The 14,573-nt window shown below is 71.4% G+C and carries 14 protein-coding genes; 7 read left to right on the top strand and 7 right to left on the bottom strand.

Annotated features, from left to right (window positions below; genetic code table 11):
* The first annotated feature begins 44 nt into the window (after window positions 1-44).
* The 4 genes from ACFY3C_RS30615 to ACFY3C_RS30600 all read left to right on the top strand — a co-directional run bounded on the left by ACFY3C_RS30615 (window position 45) and on the right by ACFY3C_RS30600 (window position 3,865).
* Window positions 45-764, top strand: a complete 720-nt coding sequence (locus ACFY3C_RS30615; RefSeq protein ID WP_386575387.1) for an LmeA family phospholipid-binding protein — start codon at window positions 45-47, stop codon at window positions 762-764.
* Between the two features lie 298 nt (window positions 765-1,062).
* On the top strand, window positions 1,063-3,036 hold the full coding sequence (locus tag ACFY3C_RS30610) for a nitrate- and nitrite sensing domain-containing protein (RefSeq protein WP_390773058.1): 1,974 nt from the start codon (window positions 1,063-1,065) through the stop codon (window positions 3,034-3,036).
* Complete coding sequence (locus ACFY3C_RS30605) at window positions 3,033-3,452, top strand: roadblock/LC7 domain-containing protein (RefSeq protein WP_386575390.1); 420 nt, start codon at window positions 3,033-3,035, stop codon at window positions 3,450-3,452. The genes ACFY3C_RS30610 and ACFY3C_RS30605 overlap by 4 nt, the downstream gene beginning before the upstream one ends.
* Window positions 3,338-3,865: a CoA transferase gene (locus tag ACFY3C_RS30600; RefSeq protein WP_390773057.1), complete on the top strand. Its 528-nt coding sequence runs from the start codon at window positions 3,338-3,340 to the stop codon at window positions 3,863-3,865. Before ACFY3C_RS30605 ends, ACFY3C_RS30600 begins: the two co-directional genes overlap by 115 nt.
* A gap of 63 nt (window positions 3,866-3,928) precedes the next feature.
* Here ACFY3C_RS30600 and ACFY3C_RS30595 read toward each other — a convergent pair whose 3' ends face one another.
* The 3 genes from ACFY3C_RS30595 to ACFY3C_RS30585 form a co-directional block, all read right to left on the bottom strand.
* Window positions 3,929-5,041, bottom strand: a complete 1,113-nt coding sequence (locus ACFY3C_RS30595; RefSeq protein ID WP_390773056.1) for an aminotransferase class V-fold PLP-dependent enzyme — start codon at window positions 5,039-5,041, stop codon at window positions 3,929-3,931.
* Window positions 5,042-5,172: 131 nt separating this feature from the next.
* Window positions 5,173-6,504, bottom strand: a complete 1,332-nt coding sequence (locus ACFY3C_RS30590) for a cytochrome P450 (RefSeq protein WP_390773055.1) — start codon at window positions 6,502-6,504, stop codon at window positions 5,173-5,175.
* A gap of 185 nt (window positions 6,505-6,689) precedes the next feature.
* Window positions 6,690-8,402 carry an MFS transporter gene (locus tag ACFY3C_RS30585; RefSeq protein ID WP_390773054.1) on the bottom strand — a complete coding sequence of 571 codons (1,713 nt, stop codon included), beginning with the start codon at window positions 8,400-8,402 and terminating at the stop codon, window positions 6,690-6,692.
* A gap of 240 nt (window positions 8,403-8,642) precedes the next feature.
* Here ACFY3C_RS30585 and ACFY3C_RS30580 point away from each other — a divergent pair, with 240 nt between their 5' ends.
* Entirely contained in the window at window positions 8,643-9,428 is a 786-nt protein-coding gene (locus ACFY3C_RS30580) for a TetR/AcrR family transcriptional regulator (protein ID WP_390773053.1), read from the top strand.
* A gap of 113 nt (window positions 9,429-9,541) precedes the next feature.
* Here the strand turns inward: ACFY3C_RS30580 and ACFY3C_RS30575 are convergent, their stop codons facing one another.
* From ACFY3C_RS30575 to ACFY3C_RS30565, 3 genes are all read right to left on the bottom strand, one after another.
* Window positions 9,542-10,666, bottom strand: a complete 1,125-nt coding sequence (locus tag ACFY3C_RS30575) for a DUF2235 domain-containing protein (RefSeq protein WP_390773052.1) — start codon at window positions 10,664-10,666, stop codon at window positions 9,542-9,544.
* Window positions 10,667-10,679: 13 nt separating this feature from the next.
* Window positions 10,680-11,579, bottom strand: coding sequence for a DUF6424 family protein (locus ACFY3C_RS30570; RefSeq protein ID WP_390773051.1), 900 nt, complete (start codon window positions 11,577-11,579; stop codon window positions 10,680-10,682).
* Between the two features lie 164 nt (window positions 11,580-11,743).
* Complete coding sequence (locus ACFY3C_RS30565; RefSeq protein ID WP_386575398.1) at window positions 11,744-12,025, bottom strand: hypothetical protein; 282 nt, start codon at window positions 12,023-12,025, stop codon at window positions 11,744-11,746.
* Window positions 12,026-12,180: 155 nt separating this feature from the next.
* Here ACFY3C_RS30565 and ACFY3C_RS30560 point away from each other — a divergent pair, with 155 nt between their 5' ends.
* Both ACFY3C_RS30560 and ACFY3C_RS30555 read left to right on the top strand, forming a co-directional pair.
* Complete coding sequence (locus ACFY3C_RS30560) at window positions 12,181-12,909, top strand: endonuclease (protein ID WP_390773050.1); 729 nt, start codon at window positions 12,181-12,183, stop codon at window positions 12,907-12,909.
* Window positions 12,910-13,185: 276 nt separating this feature from the next.
* Window positions 13,186-13,518 carry a DUF6343 family protein gene (locus ACFY3C_RS30555; RefSeq protein ID WP_390773049.1) on the top strand — a complete coding sequence of 111 codons (333 nt, stop codon included), beginning with the start codon at window positions 13,186-13,188 and terminating at the stop codon, window positions 13,516-13,518.
* Between the two features lie 202 nt (window positions 13,519-13,720).
* Here ACFY3C_RS30555 and ACFY3C_RS30550 read toward each other — a convergent pair whose 3' ends face one another.
* Window positions 13,721-14,245 (bottom strand): hypothetical protein, encoded by a 525-nt coding sequence (locus ACFY3C_RS30550; RefSeq protein WP_390773048.1) that lies wholly within the window; start codon window positions 14,243-14,245, stop codon window positions 13,721-13,723.
* Window positions 14,246-14,573: the final 328 nt, after the last annotated feature.

The raw sequence follows: 14,573 nt of genomic DNA, 5'->3' as shown, positions 1-14,573 counted from the left end.
ACCTCATCCGTCCGCCCACCGACCGATTCGGAGCAAGTGAGCACGTGGCCCTCAACCTTCGGAACAAGCCCCGCATCCTCGTCGCGATCAGCGCGGCACTGGCCGCCCTGGTCTGCACGACCGATCTCCTGGTCGAGCACAGGACCGAGGAGCGGATCGACCTCCAGGCGTCGCGCCGGCTGAAGCCGCAAGGCCCGGTGCACGCCGAACTCACCACGCCGCTCGCCGGGCTGCGTACCCTCGGCGGGGAGATCGGCGACGTCGAGCTGAGCGCCAAGGGCGTGCGCCGTCAGCATGCGGTGATGGACGTGACCGTCCGCTTGAAGGACGTCACGACGGACGGAGACAGCGCCGGCGGCACCGGGACCGCGACCGTCGGATACGACCAGGTGACCCGCCGCATGGGCGCGCTGGGTGACGGCCTGACAGCCAGTGGCCAGGACGGCGATCTGATCCTCGGCGGGAGCGTCGGCCGCCTCGGGTTGCCGGTCACCGTACGGGCCAAGGTGTCCACGACCCCGGACGCCTTCACCGTCACGCCCACGACGGTGACCGTTCTCGGCCGCAGTATGGCGGTCGACGACCTCGATGCCCTGCCGGCCGCCTCCGGGTTGCGGGACAAGCTCGAACCCCGGACCGTGCCCGTCACCGGACTGCCCCATGGCGTCGCGCTGACCTCGGCGCACGCCACCGACGACGGCCTCGCGCTCGCCTTCTCGATCGCGGCGGGCCCGACACCGGGCACCCGCGGGGGAGCCGCCTGACGGTCCGAGCGGTGTCGGCCTCGGTCACAGTCTCCTCGACCACGGTGTGAGGGTGGCGCAACCGAACTTCCCATGTGGCCTTACGGGTCGGAAACCGCCCGGGGCGGCGGTCGGGCTAGCTTCGTGACGTATGAGGGTGTGGGAGCCGTTACGGCCGCTGCTCGGCAGGCTTGGCGCAATCCGCAAGGGCGGGTTGGACAAGCGCAGGTTGGACAAGAGCAGTTCAGGGAGCCGCCACCACGGCCGAACTGCTCCGGGCAGGCGGCCGATGCCGGGCTGGCGCAGCATCAGGGGCAGGGTGGCGGTGGTCATCACGGTCCCGATCTGCCTGCTGCTGGCGGTGGCGGGTCTCGCGGTCCACGACCGCGTCGAGGACCTCGGCGATGCCCGCACGACCCGTACCGAGGTCGGTCTCAGCCTGCGGATCCAGGCCCTGGTGCACCAGCTGCAACGCGAACGCGGCCTGACCAACGGTCTGTTGGGAGGCGAGAAGGCCTTCCGTCCCACGCTGGACGCCACCCGCACACGCGTGGACACGACGCTGCGCGCCATGCGGGGTGACAGCGCCGTCGAGGGCGTCGTCCGACGGAACCTGGGGCGTCTCGCCGACATCCGTGCCGCTGCCGACCGGGGCACCGCCGACAGGACGGCGACCCTCACCTTCTACACCGACGCCGTCAACGCCCTCGACGCCGTCGACCCGGTCGCGGAGACCGCGACCCGCGCCGACCGCCGACTGGGCGACGGGCTCGCGGCACTGCGGGAGCTGGCCGCGGCCAAGGAGTCCGTCGCTCTCGAACGCGGGCTCCTCAACGGCGTGTTCGCCGAAGGCGCCTTCCACGGCCGCGAGTACCTCACCTTCACCGAGGTGCGCGCCACGCGCGTCGCCGCCCTGGCCCGCTTCCGGCACGTCGCCACCGCACCTCAGCGCGCGGCCCTGGAACGGGCCTTCGCAACCGCGGACGCCCGACGCGCCATCGCCTACGAGGACCGGGCGGACGACGCCCCCGACGGCTCCGCACTGCGTGCCGACCCCGGCACCTGGTGGAACGCGATGACCGTGCTCGTCGACGACCTGTACGCCGTCCAGCTGTCGGTCGGTCACGACGTACGGGACCGGGCCGACCGGCTCAGCCACGACGCCGAGACGGGCCTTGCCGCCTACCTCGTCGCGGGGACGCTCGTGGCCGCCCTTCTCGCGGGCCTCGCGGCCTTCGCCTCCCGCTCCCTCACGCGCCCGCTCGGTGCGCTCACCGAGACCGCCCACGACGTGGCACGGCACCGGCTGCCCGCCACCGTCGCCCGTATCCAACAGGCCCCGCAGGACCACATGGAGCTGCTCCTGGTGGCGGACGCCCCTGACCAGCGCGATGCGCGGCTGCTGGGCGGCGTGACGGAGATCGTCGAGGTCGCAGCCTCCCTGCACCAGGTGGAGCACACCGCCCTCCACCTCGCGGCCCAGCAGGCCGGCCTGCGCCGCAACACCACCGAGTCGCTCGCCAATCTCGGTCGCCGCAACCAGAACCTCGTGCGTCGTCAACTCGCTCTCATCACCCGTCTGGAACGGCAGGAACTCGACCCGGACGCCCTCGCCGAGCTCTTCGAGCTCGACCACCTTGCCACCCGTATGCGGCGCAACGCCGAGAATCTGCTGGTCCTCGCCGGGCAGAATCCGCCGCGGCCCACCGCGGCACCGGCCGACGGCCTGGAAGTCGTCCAGTCCGCCGTCGCCGAGGTGGAGCAGTACCGGAGGGTGCTGATCGCGCCCGTGGAGCCGGTGCGGGTGCGCGGACACGCCGTCGCCGATGTCGTTCATCTCCTTGCCGAACTCATCGAGAACGGGCTGACCTTCTCGCCGCCGACCGAACCCGTCGAGGTGCACGGCTGGTACGACACCGAGGACGACACATACTGCTTCGCCGTCGTCGACCACGGCGTCGGCATGTCCGAAGCCGACAAGGAACGCGCCCAAGCCCGCTTCTCCGGATCCGGGGAGGAGGCCCTCCTCGCGGCGCCCACCCGGTTCCTCGGCCACCTCGTCGTCGGCCGACTCGCCCACCGCCTCGGTGAAGGCACCCAGGTCCACCTCTTCGACACCACCGGCGGCGGCCTGTCCGCACTCCTCGCCCTCCCCGGGATCCTGCTCGCCCCCGAGCAGGATCCCGCCGCCTCACCTCAGCCCGCCCGGCCCGCCGTCTCCTCCCTGCTCAACGGCTTCAGAGCAGGTGTCGCCCGTGGCGAGGCCCGCACCACTCAAGGAGCGTCATCATGACCACCGCCGTCCAGAGCTTCGGCTGGCTCATCTCGGAGTTCGTCCGCACCGCCGACGGCGTCACCGACGCCGTCGCCGTCTCCTCCGACGGCCTGCTCATGGCCGCCTCGGACAGCCTCGGCCGAGACCGCGCCGACCACCTCGCCGCCGTCGTCTCCGGCATCACCAGCCTCGCCCAGAACGCGGCGACGGCGCACGGCTTCCACGGCATGAAACTCGTCATGATCGAGATGCTCGGCGGCTTCCTCATGGTCGGCCGCATCCGCGACGGAAGCTGCCTCGGCGTCCTGGCGGCGGAGGGATGCGACGTCGGTCTGGTCGGCTACGAAATGGCCGTCCTCGCGGACCGCGCCGGCGAACTGCTCACCCCGCAACTGGTACGCGAACTCCACTCCGCGCCCATGGCCGCGCGGTAGCCGGGGCGGGGCGTGAATGGCTGTGCGCGGACGGCCATTTGACCGGGCCCAGCCCCTCGTTCCGGTCGGCAGCACCGCTCGCCGGCGTGCTGGACAAGACGTTCGCGACCCGCTCGCCGGCCGAGTGGCGTGAGCTGCTCGACTCCGCGGGTCTCACCTACGGAGTCGTCCAGACGCTCGACGAGTTCGCCCACGATCCCCAGCTCGTGGCCAACCGGATCCTCGTTCCGATCGAGGACGGCAGCGCCGAGCCGCACCTGACGATCGACAGCCCTGTGCGGCTCGACCACGAGCGGAAGGTTCCGGCGCGCATGGCACCTGACCTGGTCGAACACACCGAGTCCGTGCTTCGGGACCTCGGCTACGACGATGCCAGGGTGGCAGAACTGCGCAAGGCGGAAGCGTTCGAGTGAGGTCGCAGCCCGAACAGGAGAGGGGAGACGGGGGAAAGAGGGAGATCGTCCCGCCGGCCGGGGTCAGTTCCGTAGCGACGACAGCGCGGCAGCGACCCGGTCGGACGCCTCCGGCGGGGTCGAGGCGTGCGGGGAGAGCCTGAGCGAGTCGGTGCGCACCGTCGGAGTGACACCCTCGGCGTGCAAGGACTTCGCGACCAGGGACGGATCGTGGTCCGGCATCGTGAAGGAGAGGATGCCCGCGCGCCGCGCCGGGTCGGTGGGGGAGAGGATCCGGCCGCCGTACTCCTGGACGACGTCGATGAGTTCGGCGATCCGCGTGGCGATCGCGGCCTCGATCGCCGCGACGGTGTGCCGCTCGACGAGGTCCAGTGCGGCCGCGAACGAGGCGGCCGTCACCGGGCTGAGATTGGTGATCGACCATCGGCGCGCGTCCGGGGCGGGCGGGTGCTCCGCTCCGTCGAAGAGGCCGACGTCCTCGACGCCCGTCCAGCCGGTGAGGACCGGCTCCAGGGATTCCAGCGCGCGATCGGACAGCGTCGCGAAGCCGGTGGCCCATCCCGCGCGCAGCCATTTCTGACCGCCCGCGACCAGCACGTCGGCCGCGTCCCAGGGCATCCCGGCCACGCCGAACGCCTGGATGGCGTCCACGATCAGCAGCCGGTCCGGTCCGATCGCCTCGCGCAGCGCCGCCAGGTCGGCACGGAAGCCGGTGCGGAAGTCCACGGCGCTGACGGACAGGGCGACGACGTCGTCGGTCAGCGCGGCGCGGACCAGGTCGGGGGTGACCCCGCCGCCGGGCGCCGGGTCGAGCCAGCGCGGCGTGGCCCGGCCCAGGTCCGCCGTGCGGCGCCACGGATAGTGGTTGGCCGGGAAGTCGGTGCGCGGCGCGAGGACCACACCTTCCCGGATGCCGAGAGCGGCGTGGAACAGACCGGTGGACGCGTTGGGGAGCAGCACGGTGTGCCGGGCGTCCGTGCCCGCGAGCCGGGCGGCCGTGTCCCGCGCGACCCCCTCGGCGCCCATCAGACCGTCCACGGTGGTGTGGTCGGCGCCGGCGGACTCCTCCATGGCTCGCGCAGTGGCGGCTACGGCGTCCCGCGACGGCGGACCGAACCGTGCGAAGTCGAGATACCCGGCGGGCGTGTCGAAGTGGGCTGCGTACGACGTGAGCACGGGGCTCGTCCTTTCGGGACGGTGCGGGTCCTGCCGTGAGGGCATCGGCGAAGTCGTAGCGTAAGTCGTCCGGATCCACCGGGTGAACGCGGGCCGACCTGATCCTGAATCGTCCAGGTCTCCAGGAAACGTCAGCCGCGTGGAGCTTCCAGCGTCGCCGGGGTGGGGCCGTCGGGGCGGACGGTGATGCCGTACGCCGCCTTCGTGGGGGTGGAGGAGAACGTCAGGGTGTGGGCCGGGAGCAGGTGTTCGAGCAGGATGGTCGACTCGCGGAGCGCGAACTGCAGACCGAGGCAGGCGCGGGCGCCGATACCGAAGGGGAAGTAGGCGCCCGGGTGGGTGGGGCGGCCGTCCGGAGTGAGGAAGCGCCGGGGGTCGAAGCGCTCGGGATCCGGCCACAGTTCGGGATCGCGGTGCGTGAGATACGGGCAGGTCAGGATGTCGGTGCCCGCCTCGACGGCGTAGCCGGCGAGGGTGTCGTCCTCGGTGGCGTGGCGGGGCAGGATCCAGGCGGAGGGGTAGAGCCGGAGCGTCTCGTGCACCAGGGCCTGGATGGCCTGGCGGCGCTCGGCCGAGCCTTCGGCGCCGGCGGCGAGAGCCTGTCCGCGGGCGGCGGGGTGTCGGTCGAGGAGCAGATAGAGCCACGTCAGGGTGCTGGCGGTGGTCTCGTGCCCGGCCACGAGCAGCGTGACCAGTTCGTCGCGGATCAGCCGGTCGGTGTACTCGGGGCGCTCGGTGGAGGCCTCGACCAGCACCTGCAGCAGGCCCGGGCCGTCTGGGCCGACCGACCCGCCGCGGGCGGCCTCGATCGCGTGCCGGGCGACCGCGTCGATCCTGGCGAGATCGGCGGCGACGGCACCCTCGGCGCCGGTGGCATCGGCGGGCAGCGTCGGAAGGGCGGCCGCCACGGCTGCCACGGCGGCCAGTTCGTGCTCGGTTCCGTCGTCCAGAGGGTGCCCGGTGAGCGAGCGCCAGATGGCGTCGAGGGCGAAGCGGCGCATCTCCCCTGCGACATCGAGAGTCTGCCCGGTACGTGCATACCCGCTCCAGCGCTCGGCGGTGGTCCGGGCGGCCCCGATGATCCGCTGTTCGTAGCGGCGCATCCCGATGCCGGTGAACTGGGACTGCAACAGGCGGCGTTGCTGCTTCCACGCCGTGCCGGTGGCGGCGAGGACACCGCCGCCGATCAGCAGCCGGGCGCGGTGGGAGCGCTTGACGTACCGGTCCGGGTGCCGGGCGAGGACGTGCTGGACGGCCTCCGGATCGGTGACGAGAACGGTGGGCGCCGGCCCGAGGCGGAATGCGGCGACCCCGCCGAGCTGCTCCCGCACCTGGGCCAGCAGGTCGACCAGTTCGCCTCCCGCCGAACGCCACCGCTCCACGAGCCCGGGGTCGGCTTCGGGAACCGGCCGCCCCGTTCCGGGAAGGCGGGCAAGGGAGTCGGGACTGGCTTCGGTGTCCATGGTTCCTCTCCTGGTCAACCGACGGGCGTGGGCGTGATGGAGCGTCGGCACCACGGACTGTACGGGAGCGGGCGCATCCGGTGACAGGCCGTCTCGGCGCGGCCACCTCGGAAACGGGACGGCCGCCGGGCACCCCTGAGGAGGGGGCCGGCGGCCGTACTTCGCGGTGCCGACGCGGCCGCGACTCAGTGCCCGGCGGACTCCTCGGGGCGCGCGTGGCGCGGCAGAAGGAACGCGAGCAGGAAGGTCAGGGCGAGCATGCCGTCCACGATCCACAGCACCGTCTTCATGACGGAGCCGAAACCGCTCTGGAAGGCCGACGACGCGGTGGACTTGAGCGCTGCGGGTATCCGGGCCCCGGCCTGAGGCGAGGTCACGGCGGACCGGGTGTCCTTCTCCAGGCGCGTGCAGGATGCCGGGGTCGCGGCGGGATCCTTGGCGACGGCGCGGTCCGAGGCGCACGCACGCAGGTCCGTCACGATGCGGTCCCGAGCGGCGGGCGCGACGTGCGCGGCGGCCAACTGGCCCCGCAGACCGTCCGAGCGGTGGTCCACGGCGGTGGCGATCCCGCCGCCCAGCAGGCCGAAGAACACGGTGCCGAGGATGGCCACGCCGAAGGCGCCGCCGAGCTGCTGCATCGCGGTCATCGTGCCGGACGCCGAACCCGTCTCGTGCTGCTCGACACTGGCGAGCACGATGTCGAAGAACGGCGCCATGAGCAGGCCCATGCCGATGCCGGTGACGAGCAGGGAGGGCAGGAGCTGCCAGGGGCCGACGCCGCTGCCGACCATGTCGAGGGTCAGCCACACGCCGAACACGCCGAGCGCCATGACCAGCGTGCCCGCCTGCAGTACGGCCCGCCCGAACCGGGCGACACCCTGGGCGATCCCGAAGCCGACGATCATGCCGCCCGACCAGGGCACCATCACCAGGCCGGCCTTGAGCGGCGAATAGCCCAGGCCGATCTGGGTGTAGAGGTTGAAGACCAGCATGAAGCCCTGCATGGTCGAGAAGAAGACCAGCCCGAGGGTCATGCCGCCGCTGAACCCGCGCTTGCGGAACAGGCTGGGGACGACCAGCGGGTCCCGGCCGTCCTTGCTGCGGCGCGATTCGTACGCGGCGAAGGCGACGAACACGACCACCGAGGCGGCCATCATCACGAACGTCCACGCGGGCCAGTCGTACTCGCGGCCCTGGACCAGCGGGAAGATGATGAACAGCGCGGCCAGCGAGACCAGGAGCATGCCGGGGATGTCGAGGCGCGGCTTGGTCTCGGAGCGGCCCCTCGGCAGGTAGCGCAGGGCGCCGAGGAAGGCCGCGGCACCCAGCGGGAGGTTGATCAGGAAGATCATCCGCCAGCCGGTGCCGAAGTAGTCGGCGTCCACCAGCCAGCCCGCCAGGATCGGCCCGCACACCGCGGACAGCCCCATGACCGGGCCGAACATGCCGAACGCCTTCTGCGACTCCTTCGGCGGGAACATCTCCTTGATCATGCCGAGGCCCTGCGGCAGCATCACCGCGCCGAACAGGCCCTGGACGACACGTGCGCCGATCAGCATCTCGGGTGACACGGATATCGCGCACAGCAGCGAGCCCAGGGTGAAGCCGGCGGCCCCGACCAGGAACATCCGGCGGCGCCCGTGAATGTCCCCGAGCCGCCCTCCGGTGACGAGGCCGACGGCCATCGAGAGCGTGTACGCGGCGGCGAGCCACTGCAGGGTGGAGGCGCCGCCGCCGAGGTCGGCCCGCATGGAGGGGCCGGCGATGTTCGTGACGACTGCGTCGAGGAGATCCATCACCTCGGCCGCGAGGATCACGAAGAGCGCAGCCCAGCGCCACCGGTAGGGCGCTGGCGAGTCGGTGGGCGTCTCGACGGACGCGACACCGGTGGTGGACATCGGAACTCCTCGCACATGGACCGCGCCGCGGTGAGGACCCGCGGGCGCGGTGGGACGGATGGATGTGACTGTCCTGACGGAAGAACACTGTTCACCTTAACAGAACAGTGCTCACCTGGAGAACGGTGTTCATTAAGATATAGCGCAAAGCTGACCGCCGGACAAGATATATCGTGTTCGAACGGCGCGCTGCAGCTAGTAGAAGGTGAACACTGTTCTCTCTGCGCCTAGACTGTCCTCATGACCGACGCGGCCGACACCCCCGCAACCCCTCCGCCGTCCCCCTGGGAGCGCGAGCGCCCCGCGCGCGCCCGCGTCGCCCCCGCGCGCGCACCACTGTCGCGCGAGCGGGTCGTCGAGGCCGCCTTCACCGTGCTGGACCGCCAGGGACTCGACGGGCTGTCGATGCGTCAGGTCGCGGCCGAGCTGGGGGTCACGGTCTCCGCCCTCTACGCCCACGTCAGCTCCAAGGACGACCTCCTGGAGCTGATGTACACCCGGCTCTTCGACGGCTTCGAAATGCCCGAAGCCGACCCGGAGCGGTGGCAGGAGCAGGTGCGGGACTACGCCCGCTCCGGACGGCAGCGCCTGCGGTCCCACCGGGACATGGCCAGGATCTCCATGGCCCACGTCCCCTTCACCGCCGAACTGCTGCCGCACGTCGAGGCGTTGCTCGCCGTCTTCCGCACCGCCGGGCTGCCCGACCGCATCGCGGCGGAGGCCGGTGACCTCATCTCCACCTACATCGACGGATTCGTCCTGGAGGAGGGCATGTGGGAGGACCGGGCCGACCAGCACGGCGGCGACGGCTCGTCCCTGGCCCGCCCCGACTGGCGCGAGATGGCCGAGGAGATGCAGAACTACTTCGCGTCCCTGCCCGAAGCGGACTTCCCCCATCTGCGGGCCCTGTCCGGGCTGATGGTGACGGACTCCTCCGACGAGCGGTTCGACATCGGCGTCGAGATCATCCTGCGCGGCCTGGCCAGCTACCTGCCGGACAGGGAGGTGGGCCGGCCGGGCGACTGACGCCTGCCGACCGGGCGCCGCCACCCTGGCCCGGGGCGAGGCCGCGCAGCCGGTGCCCGCGCCACAGCCGCAGCGAGAAGTAGGCGAACTCCATGCCCCAGTGCGGGCGGCTCTCAGCCGCCGGGCGGTGGTTCCGGCTTGGTCCAGTCGAGGTCGGCCCAGCGGCCCGGCTCCTGCGGGCCGGGCAGGTCCGGGCGGTACCCGGGATCCCGCTCCCGGCGCAGCCTGACGCTGGCGTGCAGCAGGGCACCGTCGGGCAGGGGACGGGAGCGCCGGCCCGCGAGGATCCACAGCAGGCCGTTGTCGTGCACCGGGGCGCCGGCGAAGTCGTCGGTGACCGCGCAGGTCGTGCCGTAGGCCTGGGGCCGGAACACCAGGTCCTGGGTGACGCCGTCGGTGATCCACTTGAGCGGGATCGTGGAGAGCAGGGGGTCGTCCTCGGCATGCGCGAAGGTGCCGCCGACATCGGAGTGCACCCCCGTGAACCACACCTCTTCGGCGGTGTCCTGACGCGGCGCAGGGCGGGGCGTCACCAGGAACTCGCGGTAGGGGCGGCGGGTCTCGTCGAGCGACACGGCATGCCGGATGCGGGCCGCGTTCGGCAACTGGTGCGTGTACGGCCACTGCAGATTGCCCAGCCGCAGCAGGCCGGCCGCCTTCACGGTGTCCCAGACGCCGAGGTAGGCCACGGGCAGGGCATGGTGGGAGACCTGCCGCGGATTGTTCTTCTTCACCTCCGGCCACAGCGGCTCGTTCTCCGTGCGTCGGCAGAACGCGTGCGAGAACCGCGCCACCTCCTTCTCGCTCCGGTCGATGTCCTGGTTGAAGGAGTACTTCGCCACGGCGTACGGCACCAGGTTCTCCGAGCCCGGACGCATGAGGCCGGGCTTGTTGAGCATCCCGACGAGCGCCCGGGCGGTGTAGGCGCCGCGGCTGAAGCCGAACACGTAGACCTGGTCGCCCGGTTGCCAGTGCCGCATGAGGTAGGTGTACGCCTCGGCCAGATTGGCCCGCAGTCCGCCGCCGAAGGCGAGCCCCCACAGGCGGGAGAGCCGGCGGGTCACCGGTCCGTGGGCGGTGGCCGACGACATGGTCCCGACGCCGGGGTCGTAGTAGACGAGCTGCCGTGCCGGATCGTCCGCGTCCAGCATCTCCACCAACCTGACCACGTTGGTGGGATGGCTCGCGCCCACCTGGTTGCCCGTCCCGTCGAGGCAGACGACGATCGCGCGAGACATGCCGACCTCCCTGCTAGCCGGAAGTGGGTCCGCCGTGCCACAGAGGACCGGCTGCGGTGTGCCGGCCCGGGGTGATCTGCCGGGCGAAGGCCTGCATGGCCACGTTGCTGTTGGCCGGCAGGACCGCCATCAGCCCGAGGTTCTGTGCCTCCGCTATCGTCGCGGCGGCTTCGCTGCCCTCGGGCACGAAGGTCAGGCGGACGTGTCCGTCGCCGGAGCCGCGGCGGTCCACCGGGGTGACGGCACCGTGGGTGCCGTCCGGCAGAGTCACCCAGAGTTGGAAGTCGTCGAACCGGACGAAGTCCGCGCCCTTCACGGGCCAGGGATAGTGGTGTTCACCCGGCACCTTGGGCAGGATCCCCTGGTGGTGCGCACGGCTCAGCGGCACACAGGAGTTGAACAGGGAGTCGGTCCAGGCCTCGACCCCGTCGGCGTCCTCGATCGGCGTGCGCAGCAGCTCCTCGGCGCGTCCATAGCCCAGTTCCGCCAGGGCGGGCAGCGTGAGCGGGAAGGCGTCGACCAGCTCGGCGGCCTCCTGCCGGAGCCGGTCCACCTTCGCGGGGTCGGCGCAGAACTGCATGCTCCACTCGATGCCGACCCGGGCGCGGTACATCAGCCAGCGGTCGCGTCCTTTGACCCACAGGCTGCCGCCGTGGTGCATCTCCCAGTGCTCGGCACCGTTCGGTCCCGCCCCCGGATCGACGGGTCTGGGCCCGTAGGGCAGGTCCTGGTCGTCCATGGCGCGCAGGATCGCGTGAGCCGTCTTCTTGGCGGCGACGAAGTGCGACGATTCAAACCGCTTCGGATGTTTGACGAGGCGGATCTTCCAAGGATGGTTCTCCGATTCGAAGCCGCCCGGCTGAAGCTCGGTGTGGGTCATGGCTGTTCCTCGGCCGGCCCCACGGCCTGTCACCGGCTCGCGGGGCGGAATTCCCCTGAGTCCATCGTGCGCCTCGAACGGGGCGGCCGCGAGTCGAGCGGAGGCATCGTCAGATTGCGGCCGGGACGGCGTGCGACAGCTGTTTCCTCTTCAAGAGACCCGCCTGCTTGAAGAAGCCCGCCTTCGTGTCCGGTCCCTCATCGGGCCGACCGGGGTCGTGCCATGCGTCCCGCGCGGGCGTGGGTTCCTCGCCGCTGGTGTGTCGCTCCGCCGGCCATGAGGACCAGGCCGAGACAGAAGACGAGGGCCAGTGCGAGGCCGGAGCAGAAGATCCCGAGCGGGCTCAGGGTGGCGATGTGATGACCGAGTACCGACACGGCGTAGTCCGGGCCGCCGGACAGATTGCCGGCGATGACCAAGGCGGTGAAGGCACCGCTGCCCACGAGGAGGAGCAGTCCGAGGAACAGCATCAGATTCATCCCCTCAGGAAGTCGTCCTTCCCGTTCGAGTACCTGCAATGCAGCGGTTCACACAGCGCCGGGGCATTTCCCGGTCCTACTGCTGGTGACAAGCCGCCGCATCGTTGCGGGCCGGACGGGTAGTCGGAGCTCGACAGGGGAATCGGTGACCGGCCATGACTACGAAGACCGATAGGACGTCCGGCGAGAAGCCGACCGGCGCGGCGGACGAAGCGGTGGTGCGCGCACTGCTCGACCGACAGCGGAGCACATATCCGGCGCAGGCCGGTATCCGGCTGCGCAACACCCCGGCGCCGCTGTACCAGATGCTCGTGCTCGCGATACTCCTCAGTGCCCGTATCAGGGCCGACATCGCGGTGGCGGCAGCCAGAGCACTGTTCGACGCGGGGCTGCGCAACCCGCGCTCGATGGCGGACGCATCCTGGCAAGAACGCGTCGACGCGCTCGGCGAGGGCGGCTACCGCCGCTACGACGAACGCACCTCCACCATGCTCGGCAAGGGAGCCGAGCTGCTGCTCGAACGGTACGACGGCGATCTGCGTCGTCTGCGTGAGGAACCCGACCCGAAGAAGGCCCTGTTGGACATACCCGGGATCGGGCCCACGGGGGCCGACATCTTCCTGCGCGACGTCCAAGGAGTGTGGCCTGAGTTCGCACCGTACATCGACCGAAAGGCCCTGGACGGCGCCCGACGGCTCGGGCTGCCGGCCTCGCCCGAAAAGCTGAGCGGCCTCGTCGCCCGCCGCGAGATGCCCCGCCTGGCTGACGGCCTCGTCCACGCGGCTCTCGACAAACCGCTGGCCGACGAGGTGCTGGCCGCCGCCGGGGCCGGCGTGACAGAACCCCCGTCCACAGGAGTACATCGATGCCTCTCCGATTCCTGATTCTTGACCACCCCCGAATCCGGTTGCTCCTCGGTCACCCCGTCCTCGCACTCGCCGGCGCATCCGAAGGGCATGCGCACCGCCATCGGAACGCGACGCAGGGCAAGGAACCGGACTCGCCCGGTCCCGTCCCGCGGGACCCTCCGCCCACGGAGGACATACCGGATGAGGTGAGGGAACCTTCCCCCGGCCCGGACGAACGAAGCGGAGACGGCGGTGAAGACGGCGGGACCGAGACGGAACCGCCGGATTGAGCCGACCGGTGTGAGGAACCCCGTGAGCCATGAGCCTCGCGAGCGTACTCGGCGGCAGACGCGGGCGCGCTCCGGAATGATCGGCGGCCGCTACCCGCGGACCGGTACCGAGCCGGTCACCGCCCGGAGCGCGGTGCACCTGCGCCTGCTGCTGAGCGGCGTCTTCCTGCCCCTGTTCGCCGGGGCAGCCGTCCTGTTCGGCGTATGGGCAGCGCACTCCCGAACAGACGGCAGCCCCGACCGTGGTGCTCTGCTCACCCTCGCCTCTCTCTGCGCGGCGGTCACCCTCGTGGCAGCCCTGGACCTGTTGGCCGTGGTTCGCCGACTGCGACGCGAGCGGAGCGCCCGCCAGTGAGTTCAGGCCCGAGCGTCAGGCGCGGTCCAGCAGGAGTGGGCGCGGCCGATTTGGGTCGGCGACCCCGCGAACCGTCACGGCCGGCCATGGCACCGGCGGCCGCTGCGCGTCCCGTGAGGGCGAGCGCGTCGTGGTGGCGTGCGGCCCAGGCCTGCACCGCGGTGTTGACGGCGGGCAACTGGACCATCCTGACCGACAGGGGTCAGAAGCGGGGTGCCGGTTCCGCGTAGCGGAGCAGTACGCCCACGCCCTCGTGCAGCCTCACCTGCTGTTCGGGCACGAGGACGAGCTCGGCCCGGGTGCCGACCAGGGCGCGGGTGAGCACCGCGTCGGCACGCTCCTCGCGGACGTCCTGGAGGCCGTAGGAGCGTAGTTCCTGTTCGGTGAGGGCCAGTTGGCCGGGCTCCTGGCCGGCCCACAGGCGAAGCGGCGACTCGGGGTGGTTGTTGAGGAAGAGGGCCTTGACCCGGCCGCGTTGCAGTGCGGACACGGCTGGGGCAAGGCCTTCGGCCGACGCTCCGCCGTGTGCGCGCTGGGCGAGGAAGGCTGCCAGCAGGGACCGGTCGTGCTCGGCCATGCGTCCGCTGAAGAGGATTTCGAGCCGGTACTCCAGCAGTGCTCGTCCTGGCCGGGACTCGCCGGCGCCCTCCAGGGTGAAGACCCGTCCGCGCAGGGCGGGGGGAAGGCGGCGGACGAGAATGCCGCGGGCCCACACGTCTCCCGCCACGACCACTGCCTCGGCGCCTCGGCGGCGTTCAGCCAGTCGGCCACCGGGATCTCTTCGTCGAGGCGGTGCCCTGGCGTGACCTTGGTCAGGGGCCAATGGCCGATCTCGGCCTCGATCCGCACGGTGCCCGGTGCGTCGGTGGAGTGACGGCCGCTGTAGTGCACGTGCACCACCACGTAAGGGATCTGGGGGGAGTGCTGGACGACCAGGGGCAGGGTGTCCGGCAGCGTTCCGAAGTGCGCGGTGTCCCGTGCGGGTGGGTCGGGCAGTTCGTCCAGCAGGGCCAGCCGGCCGTGCGCGGTGAACACCGCCTGCCCGTGGGTGCCGG

The organism is Streptomyces sp. NPDC001410 (genome assembly GCF_042895235.1).
Taxonomy (GTDB): domain Bacteria; phylum Actinomycetota; class Actinomycetes; order Streptomycetales; family Streptomycetaceae; genus Streptomyces.
The sequence above is the reverse complement of the archived record's forward strand: the minus strand, read 5'-3'. Positions and strand labels throughout refer to the sequence as shown.